The sequence below is a fragment of the Delftia sp. DLF01 genome, assembly GCF_014852125.1.
In the GTDB taxonomy this organism is placed as follows: domain Bacteria; phylum Pseudomonadota; class Gammaproteobacteria; order Burkholderiales; family Burkholderiaceae_C; genus Comamonas; species Comamonas acidovorans.
In genome coordinates, this window is the sequence record NZ_JACVAZ010000001.1 from 72,485 (window position 1) to 90,231 (window position 17,747).

Here is a 17,747-nt window from a genome sequence, read left to right on the forward strand (position 1 = left end):
CACAGGTCGTGACAGTACGGCGGACCTCCGAATAGCAAACGCTTGGGAGGAAGCACCGTCATGAAAACACTCAAACTGATTGCGAGGGCTCGCCGGCTGAAGCTGCGGCCTGTCGCTGGCGTCCGGTTCCGATGGAGTTGGCTTGGAGGCGCCTTGCTTGTGCCAGCCCTGTGCGGCCAGGTGGCAATGGCTGCGCCGAGGATCCCGGTCGCGCCGGTCATTGTCTGGAGCGAGGACTTCGAAAACCCGCAGACACCCCCCATCACCACGGAGGGGCGGGATCTGCTGGTCTACCAGGGCGCGGACCCTGCGGGGCAGATGTATACCGCCGACCCCCTGTACCGGATGAGCGCCAACCAGTGCAATGGCATAGTCACGTCCTTCAACCAGGATCCAACTTCGGCGACGATGAGTGCGGCCTGCGGTTCCCAAGGCAATTGGAACGCCCTGCAGCAGATGGCGGAGGTCGCAGGGCGCTATCAGGGCCAGAGTGCGGCGGATGCGGTCAAAAATCACGTCATGGCGATGCTTACAGCGAATGGGACCTTTCCTGCTGGCGCAATTGCCTTTCGCACCAAGGCCAATATTCCGCAAAGTTCCGGCAGCAGATTCCTCACGGCCCGTGCCGATGTGGTGGCGAACTTCTGCTCGTCAGGATTCGTCGCTCCGTTGCTGCGTTTTTCTCTTGTCAATGACGCTAATGCGGAACTGCCCATCTCCATGAACGCTGTCGATCCATGCGTGGATGGTGTGTCGTTCAATACGATGCCTATCGGTATTGGGATCATACAAACGGCCAGGGCCCAGACAGTGACCTCTCCCGGAGCCCTGCTCTTCAGCGGAGCCTCTGTCGGGTTTGTTCTGCACAACGACCAGACCAGCTCCATGGGCAACGATTCGTCGATCGACAACGCGCAGATCATCGATGTCACGCCGCAGCTGGACAAGGCCTTCTCGCCTGCCAGCATCCACCTCGGCCAGGTCTCCCGGCTGACCATGACCATCACCAATACGACCGATCTGCTGCGCAAGCGAGGCTGGTCGTTTACCGACAACCTGCCTGCAGGACTGGTCGTCGAGGGCAATGCCAGCACCACCTGCCCCGGCACGACCGTGCAGGCGGCAGCAGGCGGCAGCACCGTGACCGTGTCCAACGGAGACCTGGCCCAGGGCGCCGCCTTCTGCGAGGTGAGCCTCGACGTGCGTCCGACCGCGACAGGCAGCTTCACCAACGGTCCTTCCAACCTCAGTCTTATTGGCCTGAACCAGCCGGCCACACTGGCTGTGCTGGCGGTTGCGCCAGCGGCCGACATGCAGGCCACCAGCGTCGATCTTCCGCCGTCCATGACGGTGGGGGCACCGGTATCCGGCAGCTTCAGCTGCACCAATGCGGGACCCAGCCCTGCGGCGGCAGCATCGTGTGCCATTTCAGGTCTGCCGGCAGGCGCTTCCGTGTCCTGCACTCCCGCTGTTCCTACAGGATCGCCGCTGGCCGCAGGCGACAGCATCGCCTGCACGGTAGGCTTCACGCCTGCTGTCACGGGCGCCATCACGGCACTGGTGACGGCCGGCAGTGCAACGACAGATCTGGTGCCAAGCAACAATACGATGTCCTTCCCCTACAACCCAGGGGAGTCGGCGGACATGAGGGCCACGGAGCTGACCCTGCCGGCCTCCATGGCTGTGGGCACGCCGGCATCCGGCAGCTTCAGTTGCACCAACGCGGGGCCCAGCCCTGCGGCGGCAGCCTCGTGCGCCATTTCAGGTCTGCCCGCAGGCGCTTCAGTGTCCTGCACTCCCGCTGTACCTACAGGATCGCCGCTGGCCTCGGGCGCCCGCATTGACTGCACGGTGGGCTTCACGCCCACAGCGGGCGGGGCATTCACGGCCCTGGTCTCCGCCAGCAGCGGCACGCCGGACCCGGTGCCTGCCAACAACACCATCTTGCGCCCCTACAGCCCTGGGGAGCGTGCCGACATGCAGGCCACCTCCATCACGCTTCCCCTGACCATGACGGTGGGCGCGCCGGTCTCCGGCAGTTTCAGCTGCACCAATGCCGGCCCCAGTGCGGCCACGGCGGCCTCGTGCGTGATCTCCGGCCTGCCAGCCGGGGCGACCACGTCCTGCACGCCCGGCGTGCCCACGGCCTCGCCATTGGCATCGGGCGGCAGCATTGCCTGCACAGTGCAGTTCACGCCCACCACAACGGGCACCATCGCGGCCTTGGTGACGGCGAGCAGCAGCACGGTGGATCCGGTGCCGGCCAACAACACCAAGGCCCACCCCTTCAACCCCGTGGAGCGGGCCGATATGCAGGCCACCAGCGTCACGCTGCCGGCCACCGCCAACGTGGGTGTTCCCGTGAAGGGATCTTTCGTCTGCACGAACGCCGGCCCCAATGCGGCAGCCTTTGCCAATTGCTCCATCGCAGGGCTGCCGGCAGGTGCCAGCACCTCATGCACGCCTGCGGTGCCGACTGGCGCACCGCTGGCCTCGGGTGCCAGCATTTCCTGCACGGTGAGCTTCACGCCCACCACGCAGGGCAGCCTGACAGCCACCGTGACGGCGGTCAGTGGAACCACGGACCCGGAGCCGGCCAACAATTCGCGTGACCAGGAGTTGGTGGTTGCTGCCGCATTGACGCCGGAGCCGGTCCCCGCCACCGGGGTGCCTGCCCTGGTGCTGATGGGCCTTGCCGTCATGCTGGCCGGTATGGGGATGCAGCGGCGCCGGGCACGGCGCTGAACATGGACGCGGCAGGCGCCCCGGCAGCGGGGCCGGCACCGCCCTGATGGAATGCCAGTCCGCGCGACTGGCATTTTGCATTTCGGGCCATCAGCTACCGACTGATGCATGGGGCCTGCGGCTCTCCGGCCTGGGCCTTTGGGGGCAAGGCAGCCGCAGTATCGGGCGGATGCCTATAATCGAAAGTTTTGCATCTTCTCTCGTATAAGCATTAGCGCCATGCCTATTTATGCATACAAGTGTGGCTCCTGCGGTCATGCCAAGGACGTGCTGCGGAAAATCTCGGATGCTCCGCTGACGACCTGCCCGGCCTGTGGTGCCGAGGCCTTTTCCAAGCAGCTGACGGCTGCCGGCTTCCAGCTCAAGGGCTCGGGCTGGTACGCGACCGACTTCAAGAACAGCGGCAGCAAGAGCGCCGCCACGCCGGCTCCAGCGGCAGACACCCAGGCCTCGGATACATCTGCCGCACCTGCGACAACTGCGCCTGCGCCTGCTGCGGCCCCCGCATCCGCTCCCGCACCCTCCACGGGCCATTAATCAAGGCTTGCATTTCTCATGTCCGCTCTGCGCAAATGGCTGTTCGCCGGCCTGCTGGTGATTGTTCCTCTGGTGATCACGCTGGGCGTGCTCAACTGGATCATCGGCACGCTGGACCAGACGCTGGCCATCCTGCCCGAGGCTTGGCATCCGGACCGGCTGCTGGGTTTCCACATTCCCGGCTTCGGCGTGGTGCTCACGCTGCTGATCCTGCTGGTGGTTGGCGCTGCGGCCAGCAACTTCATCGGCCGCAAGCTTGTCTCCTGGGGCGATGCGGTGGTCAGCCGCATTCCCGTGGTGCGCTCCATCTATTCCAGCGTCAAGCAGGTGTCCGACACCGTCTTCTCGGACAGTGGCAATGCGTTTCGCACCGCCGTGCTGGTGCAGTGGCCGCGCGAAGGCGTCTGGACCGTGGCCTTCGTCACCGGCTCGCCCAGCGGAGAGGTCGCCGCCTATCTGCGTGACGAATACCTGAGCGTCTTCGTGCCGACAACGCCGAACCCGACGGGCGGCTATTTCGTCATCGTTCGCAAGAGCGATTGCATCGAGCTGGAAATGAGCGTGGATGCCGCGCTCAAGTACATTGTTTCGATGGGCGTGGTGACTCCTCCGGATCTCACACTGCCCGCGGAATCCAAATAACAAACTGTCGCGCCCGTCCCGGGCGCAGGAAGCTTTTCATCATGGCCATGCGCTCCCATTACTGCGGTCTAGTGACCGAAGCCCTGATGGGCGAAACCGTTACCCTGTGCGGCTGGGTGAACCGTCGCCGCGACCATGGCGGCGTGATCTTCATCGACCTGCGCGACCGCGAAGGCTATGTGCAGGTGGTCTGCGACCCCGACCGTGCCGAGATGTTCAAGACCGCCGAAGGCCTGCGCAACGAGTTCTGCGTGCAGGTCAAGGGCCTGGTGCGCGCACGTCCCGAAGGCACGACCAACGACAAGCTCAAGAGCGGCCAGATCGAAGTGCTGTGCCACGAGCTGAACGTGCTCAACGCCTCGGTCACGCCCCCGTTCCAGCTGGACGACGAGAACCTGTCCGAGACCGTGCGCCTGACCAACCGCGTGCTGGACCTGCGCCGCCCCTACATGCAGCGCAACATGATGCTGCGCTACCGCACGGCCATCCAGGTGCGCAACTTCCTGGACAAGGAAGGCTTCATCGACATCGAAACGCCCATGCTGGGCAAGAGCACGCCCGAAGGCGCGCGCGACTACCTGGTGCCCAGCCGCGTGCACGATGGCGAGTTCTTCGCCCTGCCGCAGTCGCCCCAGCTGTACAAGCAGATGCTGATGGTGGCCGGCTACGACCGCTACTACCAGATCACCAAGTGCTTCCGCGACGAAGACCTGCGCGCCGACCGCCAGCCCGAGTTCACGCAGATCGACTGCGAGACCTCGTTCCTGGACGAAGAGGAAATCCGCGCCATCTTCCAGCGCATGATCACCGAGGTCTTCAAGACCCAGCTGGACGTGGATCTGGGCGAGTTCCCGATGATGACGTACCAGGATGCGGCCTTCCGCTTCGGCTCGGACAAGCCTGACCTGCGCGTCAAGCTCGAGTTCACCGAACTGACCGAAGTCATGAAGGACGTGGACTTCAAGGTGTTCTCCACCCCCGCCACGACCAAGGGCGGCCGCGTGGTCGCGCTGCGCGTGCCCGGCGGCTCGCAGATCTCGCGCGGCGAGATCGACCAGTACACCGAATTCGTCAAGATCTACGGCGCCAAGGGCCTGGCCTGGATCAAGGTCAACGAAGTGGCCAAGGGCCGCGATGGCCTGCAGTCTCCCATCGTCAAGAACCTGCATGACGCGGCCATTGCCGAGATCCTCAAGCGCACGGGCGCACAGGACGGCGACCTCATCTTCTTCGGCGCCGACAAGGAAAAGATCGTCAACGACTCCATCGGCGCGCTGCGCCTGAAGGTGGGTCACAGCGAATTCGGCAAGGCCAACGGCCTGTTCGAGAACCGCTGGGCGCCGCTGTGGGTGGTGGACTTCCCCATGTTCGAGCACGACGAGGAAAACGACCGCTGGGCGGCCGTGCACCATCCCTTCACCTCGCCCAAGGACGGCCACGAGGAACTCATGGTCACCGACCCGGCCAACTGCCTGGCCAAGGCCTACGACATGGTCCTGAACGGCTGGGAGCTGGGCGGCGGCTCGGTGCGTATCCACCGCGCCGACGTGCAGAGCAAGGTGTTTGACGCGCTCAAGATCTCGCCCGAAGACGCTCGCGCCAAGTTCGGCTACCTGCTGGACGCGCTGCAGTACGGCGCGCCCCCGCACGGTGGCCTGGCCTTCGGCCTGGACCGCCTGATCACGCTGATGACGGGTGCCGACTCCATCCGTGACGTGATCGCCTTCCCCAAGACCCAGCGCGCCCAGGACCTGCTGACGCAGGCACCTTCGCCCGTGGACGAAAAGCAGCTGCGCGAGCTGCACATCCGCCTGCGCAACCCGCTGGCGGCCACCCAGGGCTGAGGACCGGGCCTGGCGGCTTGATACGGACGGCAGAAGCTGGCACAGCTTCTGCCGTTTTTCTTTTTGCGGAGAGCTTTCATGCGTTTTCAAGGCATTGCATCGGTGGCGCTGGCTGTGCTGGCAGGGCTGGCAGGGCTGGCAGGGCTGGGCCTGTCCGGCTGCGGGGAAAAGAAGACCGAGCTGGGGCAGGGCGGCTCGGAGATCACCGGCTCCGCCGGGCCCCTGGGCGCGAACAATGGCTCGCGCGAACTCGTGCGCTGCGACGCGCCCGTGGCCACGCTGGCCCTGGCCGAGAATCCCAACGGCTACGTCATGGGGTCGGGCTACCAGTTGCCCGCCTCGCCCGTGCCGCTGATCAAGCTGCTGGCCCAGCAAAGCGGGTGCTTTCGTGTGGTGGACCGGGGAGCGGGCCTGCGCGGCACGGTGCAGGAGCAGGACCTGAAGAACGCCGGCGTGCTGCGCGAGAACTCCACGGTGCGCAAGGGCCGTGGCTATGAGGCGCAATACACGCTGACGCCCAGCCTGACCTTCAGCGAGCAGGACGCGGGCCGGGGCCTGGCCGGCGTGGTTGCCATGATTCCGGTGCTGCGGGACATCGCAGGGCTGGCCGGCATGGTCGAGCAGGTCAAGTTCAAGGAGGCGCAGACCGCGCTGCTGCTGTCGGACAACGAAACCACCGAGCAGGTGGCCGCTGCCACGGGTGCGGCCCGCACCACCGATCTGGGCGTGGGCGGCATGGTGCTGGGCCGCCTGGGCGCGGCGGGCGCGGGCTGGAGCAATACCAACGAGGGCAAGGTCATCGCCGCCGCCTTTCTGGATGCGCACAACCAGCTCGTGCATCAGGTACGCGCGCTGCAGGCCAAGGATCTGCCACCGCCCGTGGCGACCAAGGCGGTCCAGGGCAAGGGCTGATGCCTGCCATGCCAGGCTACAAGATCCCTGAATCGGTGCTGGTCGTCATCTACCGCGATGACGGGCAGGTGCTGCTGATGCGCCGCACGGCACCGGCGCCTGAGGGCGGGGAGTTCTGGCAGTCGGTGACGGGCAGCAAGGACCATGAAGGCGAGTCCTGGCGCGAGACCGCAGTGCGCGAGGTGCGGGAAGAAACCGGCATCGACCCCGAGGCGCCCGGCTGCCTGCTGCAGGACTGGGCGCTGGAGAACATCTACACCATCTACCCGGCCTGGCAGCACCGCTATGCGCCCGGTGTATGGCACAACCGCGAGAGGGTTTTCGGCCTGCGGATTCCGTCCTACACCCCTGTGTTCTTGAATCCGAGGGAACATACCGCATCTGCTTGGCATCATTGGCATGGCGCTGCCGAGCGCTGCTACTCCCCGTCCAATGCGGAAGCCATCCTGATGCTGCCGCGATTCGCTTCACTGGAGCTGGACTGATCCCGATCCCTGTGTTCCTGACCGCCTATGACTGACAACGTGAAATCCTCCCACGAGGTGGACCCCGGCCCGTCCATACTGCGCGTCGCGACCTACAACATCCACAAGGGCGTGCAAGGCATGGGTCCCGTGCGCCGCCTGGAGATCCACAACCTGGGACACGCTGTGGAGCAGCTCGATGCCGACATCGTCTGCCTGCAGGAAGTGCGCAAGATGAACCACAAGGAGGCCGCCTACTTCGAGCGCTGGCCCCAGGTGTCGCAGGCGGAGTATCTGGCTCCCCTGGGCTACGAGGCCGTCTATCGCACCAATGCCTACACGCGCCATGGCGAGCATGGCAACGCGCTGCTCACCCGCTGGCCCGTGGTGGGCCACCAGCACGAAGACATCTCCGACCACCGCTTCGAGCAGCGGGGCCTTCTGCATGTGGAGGTGGAGGTGCAGAACCGGCGTGTGCACACCATCGTGGTGCACCTGGGCCTGATCCCCGGCAGCCGCGTGCGCCAGGTCTCCCAGCTCAAGCGCTTCATCGAGCGCGAGGTGCCGCCCGGCGCGCCCGTGGTGGTGGCGGGCGACTTCAACGACTGGGGTGGCCAGATCAAGCGCATGCTCGGCGGTTTCGGCCTGTACGAATACGACGAATTGCCCAGCGTGCCCACCTATCCCTCGCGCCTGCCGCTGGCCCAGCTGGACCATGTCTACGTGCGTGGCCTCACCCCGCTGGGCCTGCATGTGCCCAAGGGACGCATATGGTGGCGCATGTCCGACCATCTGCCGCTGATTGCCGAATTCCGCCTCTAGCCCCGGGTTCTGTCACACAAGCCATTCTTTTGCTATTGAAATGATAGCTTTCAGCGCGGGCAGAACCTGCGTTTGGGTGGAAAATCCCTTGCGTGCCATGCCGCGGGTTTCGCTGTTACCATGCCAGCCATGTTCAGAGAACTCGTCGACATGAAACAAGACAGCCAGGCCGAGGGCACCCCCGTCTCGGTCAAGATCCGCGAACGGTTGAAGCAGGCGCAAAAGCGCTTTCATGCGAACGACAACATCTCCGAATTCATCGAGCCCGGTGAACTCGAGCTGCTGCTCGACGAAGTCCAGGACAAGATGCAGGGCGTGCTCGACAGCATGGTCATCGACACCACGCACGACCACAACACGCGCGCCACGGCGCGCCGCGTGGCCAAGATGTATGTCAACGAGGTGTTCCGTGGCCGCTATGTGGCGCAGCCCGCCATCACCGAGTTCCCCAATGCCGAGCACCTCAACGAGCTGATGATCGTCGGCCCGATCACGGTGCGCAGCGCCTGCAGCCACCATCTGTGCCCGGTGATAGGCAAGATCTGGATCGGCGTGCTGCCCAACAAGAACACCAATGTCATCGGCCTGTCCAAGTACGCGCGGCTGGTGGACTGGATCATGGGCCGCCCCCAGATCCAGGAAGAGGCCATCATCCAGCTGGCCGACCTGATCCTCGACAAGACCCGCCCTGACGGCCTGGCCGTGGTCATGGAGGCTTCGCACTTCTGCATGTCCTGGCGCGGCGTGCGCGAGATGGACAGCAAGATGCTGAACTCCGTCATGCGCGGCGCCTTCCTCACCAATCCTGAACTGCGCCGCGAGTTCCTCTCGCTGGTGTCCAGCCGCAGGTAACTCCCCGGGGTGGCGTCCCCGGACGCCTCAGACAAGACCCCAGGCTGCGCAGTGCGCGGCCTTTTTTCTTTCCCGCGCCAAGCCCGAGCCCCGCTTTCCCCGGACCTGACCATGTCGCTGCAAGCCTTTGCCCTGATCATCATTGCCGGCCTCATCCATGCCGGCTGGAACATCGTGGCCAAGAAGGCGGGCGGCGATTCGCGCTTCGCCTTCTTCACCTCGGTCATCATGATGGTGATCTGGGCACCGCTGGGCTGGTGGGTGGGGCGCGATGTGGTGCCCACATGGGGCCGCAACGAATGGCTGGTGGTGCTGGCCAGCGGCCTGCTGCACGTGGCCTACTACGTGACCTTGCTGCGCGGCTACCGCAGCGCGGACCTCACCGTGGTCTATCCGCTGGCGCGTGGCTCTGGGCCGCTGCTGTCGTCCATGGTGGCGGTGGTCTTCCTGGGGGAGCAGATCTCCTCGCTGGGCGTGCTGGGCATTGCCGGCGTGGTGGTTGGCGTGTTCCTGATCGCGGGCGGCCCCGGCCTGCTGCGCGCACGCCATGACCCCGAAGCGCGCGAGCGGCTGCGGCTGGGCCTGTGGTACGGCCTGCTGACGGGCGCCTTCATCGCCAGCTACACCGTGGTGGACGGCTACGGCGTGAAGATGCTGCTGATGTCGCCCATCCTCATCGACTACATGGGCAACTTCGTGCGCGTGTTCCTGCTCGCTCCCGTGGTGCTGCGCGACCTGCCCACTGCGCGCAGCCTGTGGCGCACGCAGTGGCGCTTCGCGGCCCTGGTGGCGCTGATCAGCCCCATCGCCTATGTGCTGGTGCTCTACGCCATGCAGGATGCACCCATGTCGCACGTGGCGCCTGCGCGCGAAGTCTCCATGCTGTTCGCGGCGCTGATCGGCGGGCACATGCTGCGCGAAGGCGACCGCCTGGCGCGCATTGCGGGCGCGGTGTGCATTGCCGTCGGCGTGACGGCGCTGGGCCTGGGCTGAGCGCCATGGCTGCAATGCGGGTGTTGGGCTGCGATTTCAGCAGCCGGCCTACGGCGCGCAAGCCCATCACCATGGCCCTGGGCCGTCTGCTGGCTGGCGACACGGTGGTCCTGCAGGAGCTGCTGGAGTTCGCCTCGCTGGACGCATGGGCCGCCTGGCTGGCCCGGCCCGCCGATGCGGCGCAGTCGGCGCAGTCGGCCTGGGTGGGCGGATTCGACCTGCCTTTTGGCCTGCCGCGCGAACTGGTGGAGCAACTCGCCTGGCCCACGGACTGGACGGCCTGCATGGACCACTATGCCGGCCTCACGCGCCAGGCCATACGCGAGCAGTTCAAGGCCTTTTGTGCGGCGCGGCCCGCAGGCGGCAAGTTCGCACACCGCGCCACGGACGGGCCTGCGGGGGCCAGCCCTTCCATGAAATGGGTGAACCCGCCCGTGGCCTACATGCTGCATGCCGGGCTGCCCTTGCTGCGCGCGGCCGGCGTGCATCTGCCGGGCCTGCAGCCGCCCGGCGAAGGCGATGCGCGCCGCGTGGCACTGGAAGCCTACCCGGGCATGCTGGCGCGTGCCGTGATCGGCCGCCTCAGCTACAAGAGCGACGAACCCGTGCGGCAAACGCCCGAACGCCATCAGGCGCGTGTGCAATTGCTGGCGGCGCTGGAGAGCGGCGACAACCCGCTGGCGCTGCGCCTGCGTATCGACGCCGAAGAAACCCGCAACCAGTTGCTGGCGGACGGCAGCGGAGACCGGCTGGACGCCGTGATCTGCATGCTGCAGGCCGCCTGGGCCGCAGCCCGCCATGCGCAGAGCGATGCGCTCTACGGGCTGCCGCACGACCTGGATCCGCTGGAAGGCTGGATCGTCACGGCGCAAGCCTGACCCAAGCCGCGCTGGAACATGCGATGAATCGAAAAGAGAGAAGCGATGCCGACCTTTGAAACCCTGCTGGCCTTTTTTGGCGTGGCCGTGCTGCTGGGCCTGAGCCCGGGGCCTGACAACCTGTTCGTGCTCATGCAATCGGCCCAGCGCGGCTGGCGCGTGGGGCTGTGCGTGGTGCTGGGCCTGTGCCTGGGGCTGGTGGTGCATACGGCGGCGGTTGCGTTGGGACTGGCTGCGCTGGTGGCTGCATCGCCCCTGCTGTTCACCGCCATCAAGCTGTGCGGCGCGGCCTATCTGGCCTGGCTGGCCTGGGGCGCGCTGCGCGCCGTGGCCCGGCCGGGCGAGATACCGCAGGCCGGCGCAGCCGACCCGCTGACCCCCGCACGGGCGCTGCGCTGGGTGGGGCGTGGCGTGGTGATGAACCTCACCAATCCCAAGGTGCTGATCTTCTTCCTGGCCTTTCTGCCGCAGTTCGCGGACCCCGGGCGCGGCAGCGTGGCCACCCAGGTGATGGTGCTGGGCTGCGTGTTCATGCTGGCGGCGCTGCTGGTGTTCGGCGCCATCGCCTGCTGTTCGGGCTGGTTCGGCGTGCTGCTTCAGCGCTCCGTGCGCGCCCAGAACTGGCTCAACCGCGTGGCCGGGCTGGTCTTCCTGGGCATGGCCGTGCGGCTGGCCCTGGTGCAGCGTTAGGAATACTCTGCTTTTCGCTGCGGGCCACGGCGCAAGGGCCGGGCCGTGGCACAGTCCACGCCATGCTTTCCCGATTGCGCAATCTTTCATGGTCTGCCGCCTTGCTGATGGCCGGATTGTCCGGACTGGCCCTGCTGATGGTGGCGGCCTGGCTGGTGGGCAGCCTGTTGAGCCAGCCGGACCACCAGCCTGTCGGCGCGCCGCCCGCGGACTGGCCGGTCCAGACGCTGCAGTTGCCCACCGACGAGGGCGGGCAGGTCCGGGGCTGGTTCGCCAAGGGGCAGCCGGGCCATGGTGCCGTGCTGCTGCTGCACGGCGTGTACGCAGACCGGCTGGCCATGCTGGCGCGTGCGCGCATGCTCCGTCGGCAGGGGTACTCCGTCTGCCTGATCGACCTGCCCGCGCACGGCGAAAGCAGTGGCGAGCGCATCAGCTTCGGCATGGTCGAGGGTGCAGGCGTGCGTGCCGCCATGGCCTATGTGCGGCAGCAGCTGCCGGGCGAGAAGGTGGCGGTGATCGGCACATCGCTGGGCGGCGCGGCCCTGCTTTTGTCCCATGTGGAGCCGGGGCCGGATGCGGTGGTGCTGGAGTCCGTGTTCCCTGACATCCGGCAGGCCATAGACAACCGCGTGCGCGCGCACATCGGCTGGCTGGCGGACGTGGTCACGCCCTTGCTGGCGTGGCAGCTGCCGCTGCGCCTGCATCTGGAGCTGGCGCAACTGCGTCCCATCGACCATGTGAAGGCGCTGGGCGCTCCCGTGCTGATCGCGGCCGGCCTGCAGGACCGGCACACCACGCCCGCAGAAACGCGTGAGCTGTTCGATGCGGCGCGTGAGCCCAAGGCGCTGTGGATGGTGGAAGGCGCCGCGCATGTGGACCTGTACGACTACGCGCCCAAGCCCTACGAGCAGCGGGTGCTGGGATTCCTGGATCGATATCTGGGCCATTGATGGAGACAATGGCGGGCAGGCCTTGACCTGCCCATCTGACGCCGTCTCCACCAAGCCCATGCCACAGACCACGGCCCACACCATTGCCATTGCCCAGGTCCTGCAGATCGTGCAGGGCGTGCAGCGCAATGGCATGGATGTGCCAGCCATCCTGCGCCGCGCCGGCATTGCGCCGGCCCTGCTGGATGCGCCGCTGTCGCGCGTGACCCAGGCGCAGTACGCGGCGCTGATCCGCGTGCTGCGCCGCGTCTGCCGCGACGAGTTGTGGGGCCTGTGCCGCCATCCGCTGCCCGTGGGCAGTTTTGCCCAGGCCTGCCGCACCATGCTACCCTGCCGCACGCTGGGCGAGGCATTGCAGGCCGGGCTGCGTTTCTACCGCCTGGTGCTGCGGGACTTCGCTCCCCGGCTGCAGGTGGTGGATGGCGTGGCCCGCATCGCCATGGTGTCGCTGCGCGAGCGTGATGCGCCGCTGGCCTATGCCGAGCGTTCCTTTTGCTTTCTGGGCTATGGCGTCATGTCCTGGCTGGTGTCGCGCAGGATTGAGTTGACGGGCGTGTGCGCGCCGGCCGGAGCCAGCATGCCGTATGGCACGGAGGCGCAGCGCCTGTTCCTGGCGCCGCTGCAGCGGGACCGCGACTTCACAGGGCTGGAGTTCGATGCGCGCTGGCTGGAGCTGCCCGTGGTGCAGACCCCGGAGAGCCTGGCCGAATTCCTGGACCAGGCGGCCATGGGCCTGGTGATCCGCTACCGAGACCGCACGCGCCTGGGCGAGCGCATCCGCCGCCTGCTGCGCCGCGATCTGGCGGGGGAGCTGCCTTCGCTGGAGCAGGTGGGCGCCGCGCTGTCCATGACACCGCAGACGCTGCGCCGCCGCCTGCGCGACGAAGGCCTGGGCTTCCAATCCCTCAAGGACGACCTGCGCCGCGACGCCGCCATCGAATTGCTGAACCGCCCGGATCTGACCCTGGCCGACATCGCGGCCCGCGTGGGGTTTGCGGAGGCCAGCACCTTTCACCGCGCCTTCAAGAGCTGGACCGGCCTGCCGCCGGGCGCCTACCGGCAGGCCCAGCATCGCGGCCGCTGATCTTTTTTGCCAATCATTTTGAGACGATCGGCGATTGGTGGCTGAAGGCCCGGTGGCCACACTGTCCATGGACCCTGCCACTGCGGCAGGGCACACCGCCCCGCCAACGAGGGCGGAGCACCGAAGGACAAGGAGACAAGCCATGGAATCGAGCCGACGCGGCTGCCTGCGGGCAGCGCTGGCATGCGCCGCCAGCGCCTCACTGGGTGCCGCCCTGGGAACGGCATCGCCGATCGCCTTTGCACAGCCGGCAGGCGGTGCCTATCCATCCAAGCCGCTGCGCATGGTGATTCCCTATCCGGCGGGTGGCGGCACGGACATCATCGGCCGCATCATTGCCCAGCAACTGAGCCAGGCCTGGGGCCAGCCCGTGGTGGTGGAGAACCGGCCGGGCTCCAGCGGCATCATCGGCGGCGATGTGGTGGCCAAGTCGGCGCCCGATGGCTATACGCTGCTGCTGGGGATCACGGCCATGATCCAGTCGCCGGCGCTGTACGCCAGGATGCCTTATGACGTGCTCAAGGACTTTGCTCCCGTATCGCAGGTGGCCCTGTCCTCGGACCTGTTCGTGGTGCCGCGCGACGTGCCGGCCACGACGCTGCAGGAGTTCATCGCCCTGGTCAAGGCCCATCCGGGCAAGTACAGCAACGGCAACTACGGCAACGGCACCTCCTCGCACATGCATGGCGAGCTGCTGCGTGCCAGGGCCGGGCTGGATCTGGCGCTGATTCCCTACAAGGGCGCGGCGCCGCTGGTCAACGATGTGCTGGGCGGGCAGCTGTCGTCGGGCTTCATCGACGTGTCCTCGGCCAATGCGCACCTGAAGTCCGACAAGATCCGCATCCTGGCCATCACCGGCATGCAGCGCCATCCGGCGCTGCCCGAGGTGCCCACCTTTGCCGAGCTGGGGCTGGCGGGCTTCGAGGCCAATGGCTGGTTTGCCACCTTCGTGGCGGCGGGAACGCCCCGGCCCATCGTGGACAAGCTCTCGGCCGAGGTGCGGCGCATCGTGGCCTCGCCCGAACTCAGCGGCCGCCTGGCGGCCATGGGGCTGCGCCCGGTGGGCGGCACGCCCGAGGAGCTGTCAGCGGCCATGGCGCGCGACCTGCCGCGCTGGGCGCGCATCGTCAAGGATGCGGGAATCAGGCTGGAGTAGCCGGCACTGCTCGTGCCCGCGCCTGTGCCCTGTCTTCGCTGTCGCCAGTGCCCCGGCCCGGCGGCAGGGGCTGTGGCCAGGCAGGCTGCGGCGGCCGCAGCTGCTCCAGCACACGGCTGAGCCGCAGCACGCCCAGGTCGTCAAAGCGGCGGCCCGCGATCTGCACGCCGATGGGCAACTGCCCGTCATGCCCGCAGGGCACGGACGCGGCGGGCTGCTCGGACATGTTGTAGGGCACGGTGAAGGCAATGTGCTCCAGCGGTCGCAGCGGGTCGTTGGTGGGGCTGGGCAGGTGGGCCGGGAAAGCCGTGATGGGCGCCACGGGCGACAGCACATAGTCGAAGGCCGCCGTGGCACGCACCGTGGCCACGCGCAGCAGGTGCGATTGCTGGCTGGCCACGAACAGCTGGGTGGCGGTGATGGACCCGGCACTGTCGGCCCAGTCGCGGATGAAGGGCAGGACCACGCGGCGCTGGGCGTCCGGCAGCGACTGCATTTCCACATGCGAGCGCATGCGCCAGAAATGGTCGAGGCCGTCGAGCATGTCGCGGGTAAGCCAGGGCTGGATGATCTCGATATGGGCGCCGGCCGATTCCAGCCAGGCCGCAGCCTGCTCCACCACGGCACGCACGCGGGGCTGCAGGGGCAGGCCGCAGCCGGCATCCAGCAGCAGGCCTATGCGCAGGCCGCGCACCTGGGCGGGGTCCATGTCGAAGCCGCTCCAGGCAATGTCCTGGTGCGGCAGGCCCATGCTGTCGCGCGCATCGGGCAGGGACAGCGCCTGCATCATCAGCGCGGCATCGGCCACGCTGCGCGTCATGGGGCCGGCGCAGCGGCCGGTATAGGGCGGGTCTATGGGCACGCGGCCCAGGCTGGGCTTGAGGCCGAAGATGCCGCACCAGCCTGCGGGCAGACGGATGGAGCCGCCAATGTCCGTGCCCACATGCAGCGGCCCGTAGCCGGCCGCCGCAGCGGCGCCCGCGCCTGCGCTGGAGCCGCCCGGCGTCTTGTCCGGATCCCAGGGGTTGAAGGTGTTGCCGTGCAGCGAGGACAGGCCGGAGGACAGCATGCCGTAGTCGGGCATGGTGGTCTTGGCGAAGAGGATGGCGCCCGCTTCGCGCAGGCGCGCAGCGGGCGGTGCGTCCAGCGGGGCCGCGACCTGCGGCATGGCGGCCGTGCCCACGGGCGTGGGGTCGCCGCGCGTGGCGATGTTGTCCTTGACCGTGGCGGGGACGCCGTCGAGCAGGCCTGCCGGCTCGCCGCGCAGCCAGCGGGCCTCGCTGGCGCGTGCCTGGGCCAGTGCGGCCTCGGGGCGCAGCAGGTAGGTGGCGCCCAGGGCCGGCTCCCAGCGCTGCACATGGGCCAGCAGGTCTTGCATGACCTCGACGGGCGAGAGGCTGCGCTCCCGGTAGGCGCGCAGCAGCGCATGGGCGGGTAGGTCGTGCAGGGCCTGTGTCGTTCCAGTCATCGCGGCTTCCTCGAGGGTGGCGGTTTCAGCGGCAGATCTGCCGCAGTGTGGACCGGGGCCACCGGCGCGCCTGTCGCCTGTGGCTCAGCCGGTGCGCGGTTCAGGTGGCCCAGGACAGTGCCGAGAGATCGTTGACGAAGATGGGCATGTCCTTCCACAGTCCGCGCAGGTTCTTGTTGGCCACGGTGACCCATTGCGGCGTGTAGAGGAAGGCGTGCACGCAATCCTGGGCCAGCAGGCGCTGGGCATCGCCCAGCAGGCGCGAGCGGTCGGCGGGGCGCGAGGCGTTCTTGATCTTGTCGTACAGCTCGTTGAACTGGGCGGACTCGTAGCCCCAGTAGTAGTCGGGCTTGGCGAAGTTGCCCAGGTCGAAGGGCTCGACATGGGAGATCAGCGTCAGGTCGTAGTTCTTGAGGGTGTAGGTGCCCGACAGCCACTGCGCCCATTCGACGTTCTGCAGCTTGGCGCGGATGCCGATCTTGGCCAGCTGCGCGGCAATCACCTCGCCGCCCTGGCGCGCGTAGGGCGTGGGTGGCAGGGTCATGGTCAGCTCCAGCGGAGTCTTGACGCCGGCCTCGGCCAGCAGCGCCTTGGCCTTTTCCACGTCGAAGGGGTTGATGCCCGTGGTGTCCACATAGCCAAAGGCCGTGGGCACGTAGTAGCTGCCGATGGGCAGGCCGTAGCCGTCGCCCGCGCCGTCGATCACGGCCTTGCGGTCGATGGCCGCGGCAATGGCGCGGCGCACGCGCGCGTCGCCCAGGGGCTTGCGTGCGTTGTTCATGGCCAGGATGGTCTTGGCACGCGAGCCGCTGACCACGACCTGGAAGCGCCCGTTGGCCTTGAACTGGGCCACGCTGCGCGGCGTCACGCGCGGGAAGGCATCGACGTCGCCAGCCAGCAGCGCAGCGACCTGGGCCGCGGGGTCGGAGATGAAGCGAAAGCTGGCGCGGCGAATGCGCAGGCCGGAGGCCATGCGGTGCTGCGGCCAGGCCGTGAGCGTGACCGAGGCACCCTTGCTCCAGTTGCCCAACTGGTAGGGGCCCGTGCCCACGGGGCGCGTGGCGTTGGTGGCCGCGCTCTTGGGCTCGACGATGATGGACGTCGCCTGGCCGAGCACGAAGAGGAAGTCGGGATCGATGTCCTTGTTGATCACGACCACGGTGTGGTCGTCCACCACGCGCGTGGACAGGGAGGCGAAGGTCCGCTTGTCCTTGTTGGTGCTCTTGTCGTCGCCCGCCCGGTCGAAGGAATACTTCACGCTGTGGGCGTTGCAGGGCTCGCCGTTCTGAAAACTCACGCCCTTGCGCAGGCGGAAGGTGTAGGTCTTGAGGTCGGGCGAGACCTCCCAGCTCTCGGCCAGCAGCGGCGAGACGCTGCCGTCCGGGTTGATCTTGGTCAGCGTCTCGAACAGGTTGTAGAGCACGATCTCGCCGATGGAAGATGCGGCGCCGGCCGTGGGGTCCAGCCCCGGGGGCTCCAGCGTCATCGCCAGCGTGATGCTGTCCTTGCGGCTCTGGGCCAGCGCAGGCCAGGGCATCAGCAGGGGCAGGCCGGCAGCAGCGGAGCTGGCCAGCAGGGAACGGCGGTTGAACATGAACAGGTCTCCGGAAATTCTTGCAGATGGTTCTCGGGCCGCTGTCTGCGGCCTGCAGCAGTGTTTTTACACCACGGCGCACGGGTGCGTGGCCCTGGGGGGCTGGTCCGCGCGGG

The 17,747-nt window shown here is 67.3% G+C and carries 16 protein-coding genes; 14 read left to right on the forward strand and 2 right to left on the reverse strand.

The features are described 5' to 3' along the window. Positions 1-60 precede the first annotated feature (60 nt). The 14 genes from IB269_RS00325 to IB269_RS00390 all read left to right on the forward strand — a co-directional run bounded on the left by IB269_RS00325 (position 61) and on the right by IB269_RS00390 (position 14,569). Complete coding sequence (locus IB269_RS00325; protein WP_225613925.1) at positions 61-2,745, forward strand: DUF11 domain-containing protein; 2,685 nt, start codon at positions 61-63, stop codon at positions 2,743-2,745. A gap of 219 nt (positions 2,746-2,964) precedes the next feature. Next, entirely contained in the window at positions 2,965-3,282 is a 318-nt protein-coding gene (locus IB269_RS00330) for an FmdB family zinc ribbon protein (RefSeq protein ID WP_012207253.1), read from the forward strand. A gap of 18 nt (positions 3,283-3,300) precedes the next feature. Further along, positions 3,301-3,924 (forward strand): DUF502 domain-containing protein, encoded by a 624-nt coding sequence (locus IB269_RS00335; protein ID WP_012207252.1) that lies wholly within the window; start codon positions 3,301-3,303, stop codon positions 3,922-3,924. A gap of 41 nt (positions 3,925-3,965) precedes the next feature. Beyond that, entirely contained in the window at positions 3,966-5,768 is a 1,803-nt protein-coding gene (aspS, locus tag IB269_RS00340; protein ID WP_013800843.1) for an aspartate--tRNA ligase, read from the forward strand. A 78-nt stretch (positions 5,769-5,846) separates the two neighbouring features. Continuing rightward, positions 5,847-6,680, forward strand: coding sequence for a CsgG/HfaB family protein (locus IB269_RS00345; protein WP_192366163.1), 834 nt, complete (start codon positions 5,847-5,849; stop codon positions 6,678-6,680). Between the two features lie 8 nt (positions 6,681-6,688). Further along, on the forward strand, positions 6,689-7,165 hold the full coding sequence (gene nudB, locus IB269_RS00350) for a dihydroneopterin triphosphate diphosphatase (RefSeq protein WP_141835246.1): 477 nt from the start codon (positions 6,689-6,691) through the stop codon (positions 7,163-7,165). A gap of 27 nt (positions 7,166-7,192) precedes the next feature. Further along, a complete protein-coding gene (locus IB269_RS00355) occupies positions 7,193-7,966 on the forward strand; it encodes an endonuclease/exonuclease/phosphatase family protein (RefSeq protein ID WP_012207248.1) in 774 nt (257 codons plus the stop codon). A 129-nt stretch (positions 7,967-8,095) separates the two neighbouring features. After that, positions 8,096-8,818: a GTP cyclohydrolase I gene (gene folE / locus IB269_RS00360; RefSeq protein WP_013800846.1), complete on the forward strand. Its 723-nt coding sequence runs from the start codon at positions 8,096-8,098 to the stop codon at positions 8,816-8,818. A 111-nt stretch (positions 8,819-8,929) separates the two neighbouring features. After that, on the forward strand, positions 8,930-9,811 hold the full coding sequence (locus IB269_RS00365) for an EamA family transporter (RefSeq protein ID WP_013800847.1): 882 nt from the start codon (positions 8,930-8,932) through the stop codon (positions 9,809-9,811). A gap of 14 nt (positions 9,812-9,825) precedes the next feature. Next, entirely contained in the window at positions 9,826-10,689 is an 864-nt protein-coding gene (locus tag IB269_RS00370; protein WP_192366894.1) for a DUF429 domain-containing protein, read from the forward strand. A gap of 45 nt (positions 10,690-10,734) precedes the next feature. Continuing rightward, a complete protein-coding gene (locus tag IB269_RS00375; RefSeq protein WP_192366165.1) occupies positions 10,735-11,379 on the forward strand; it encodes a LysE family translocator in 645 nt (214 codons plus the stop codon). Positions 11,380-11,486: 107 nt separating this feature from the next. Further along, complete coding sequence (locus IB269_RS00380; protein WP_192366895.1) at positions 11,487-12,329, forward strand: alpha/beta hydrolase; 843 nt, start codon at positions 11,487-11,489, stop codon at positions 12,327-12,329. 58 nt (positions 12,330-12,387) lie between these two features. Continuing rightward, positions 12,388-13,413, forward strand: a complete 1,026-nt coding sequence (locus tag IB269_RS00385; RefSeq protein ID WP_192366167.1) for an AraC family transcriptional regulator — start codon at positions 12,388-12,390, stop codon at positions 13,411-13,413. Between the two features lie 142 nt (positions 13,414-13,555). Then, entirely contained in the window at positions 13,556-14,569 is a 1,014-nt protein-coding gene (locus IB269_RS00390) for a Bug family tripartite tricarboxylate transporter substrate binding protein (RefSeq protein ID WP_013800852.1), read from the forward strand. Here IB269_RS00390 and IB269_RS00395 read toward each other — a convergent pair. Together IB269_RS00395 and IB269_RS00400 are read right to left on the reverse strand one after the other, a co-directional pair. After that, entirely contained in the window at positions 14,556-16,037 is a 1,482-nt protein-coding gene (locus IB269_RS00395) for an amidase (RefSeq protein WP_192366169.1), read from the reverse strand. The two genes, IB269_RS00390 and IB269_RS00395, sit on opposite strands and share 14 nt — an antisense overlap. A 100-nt stretch (positions 16,038-16,137) precedes the next feature. Next, positions 16,138-17,631, reverse strand: coding sequence for an ABC transporter substrate-binding protein (locus IB269_RS00400; RefSeq protein WP_013800854.1), 1,494 nt, complete (start codon positions 17,629-17,631; stop codon positions 16,138-16,140). Positions 17,632-17,747 lie beyond the last annotated feature (116 nt).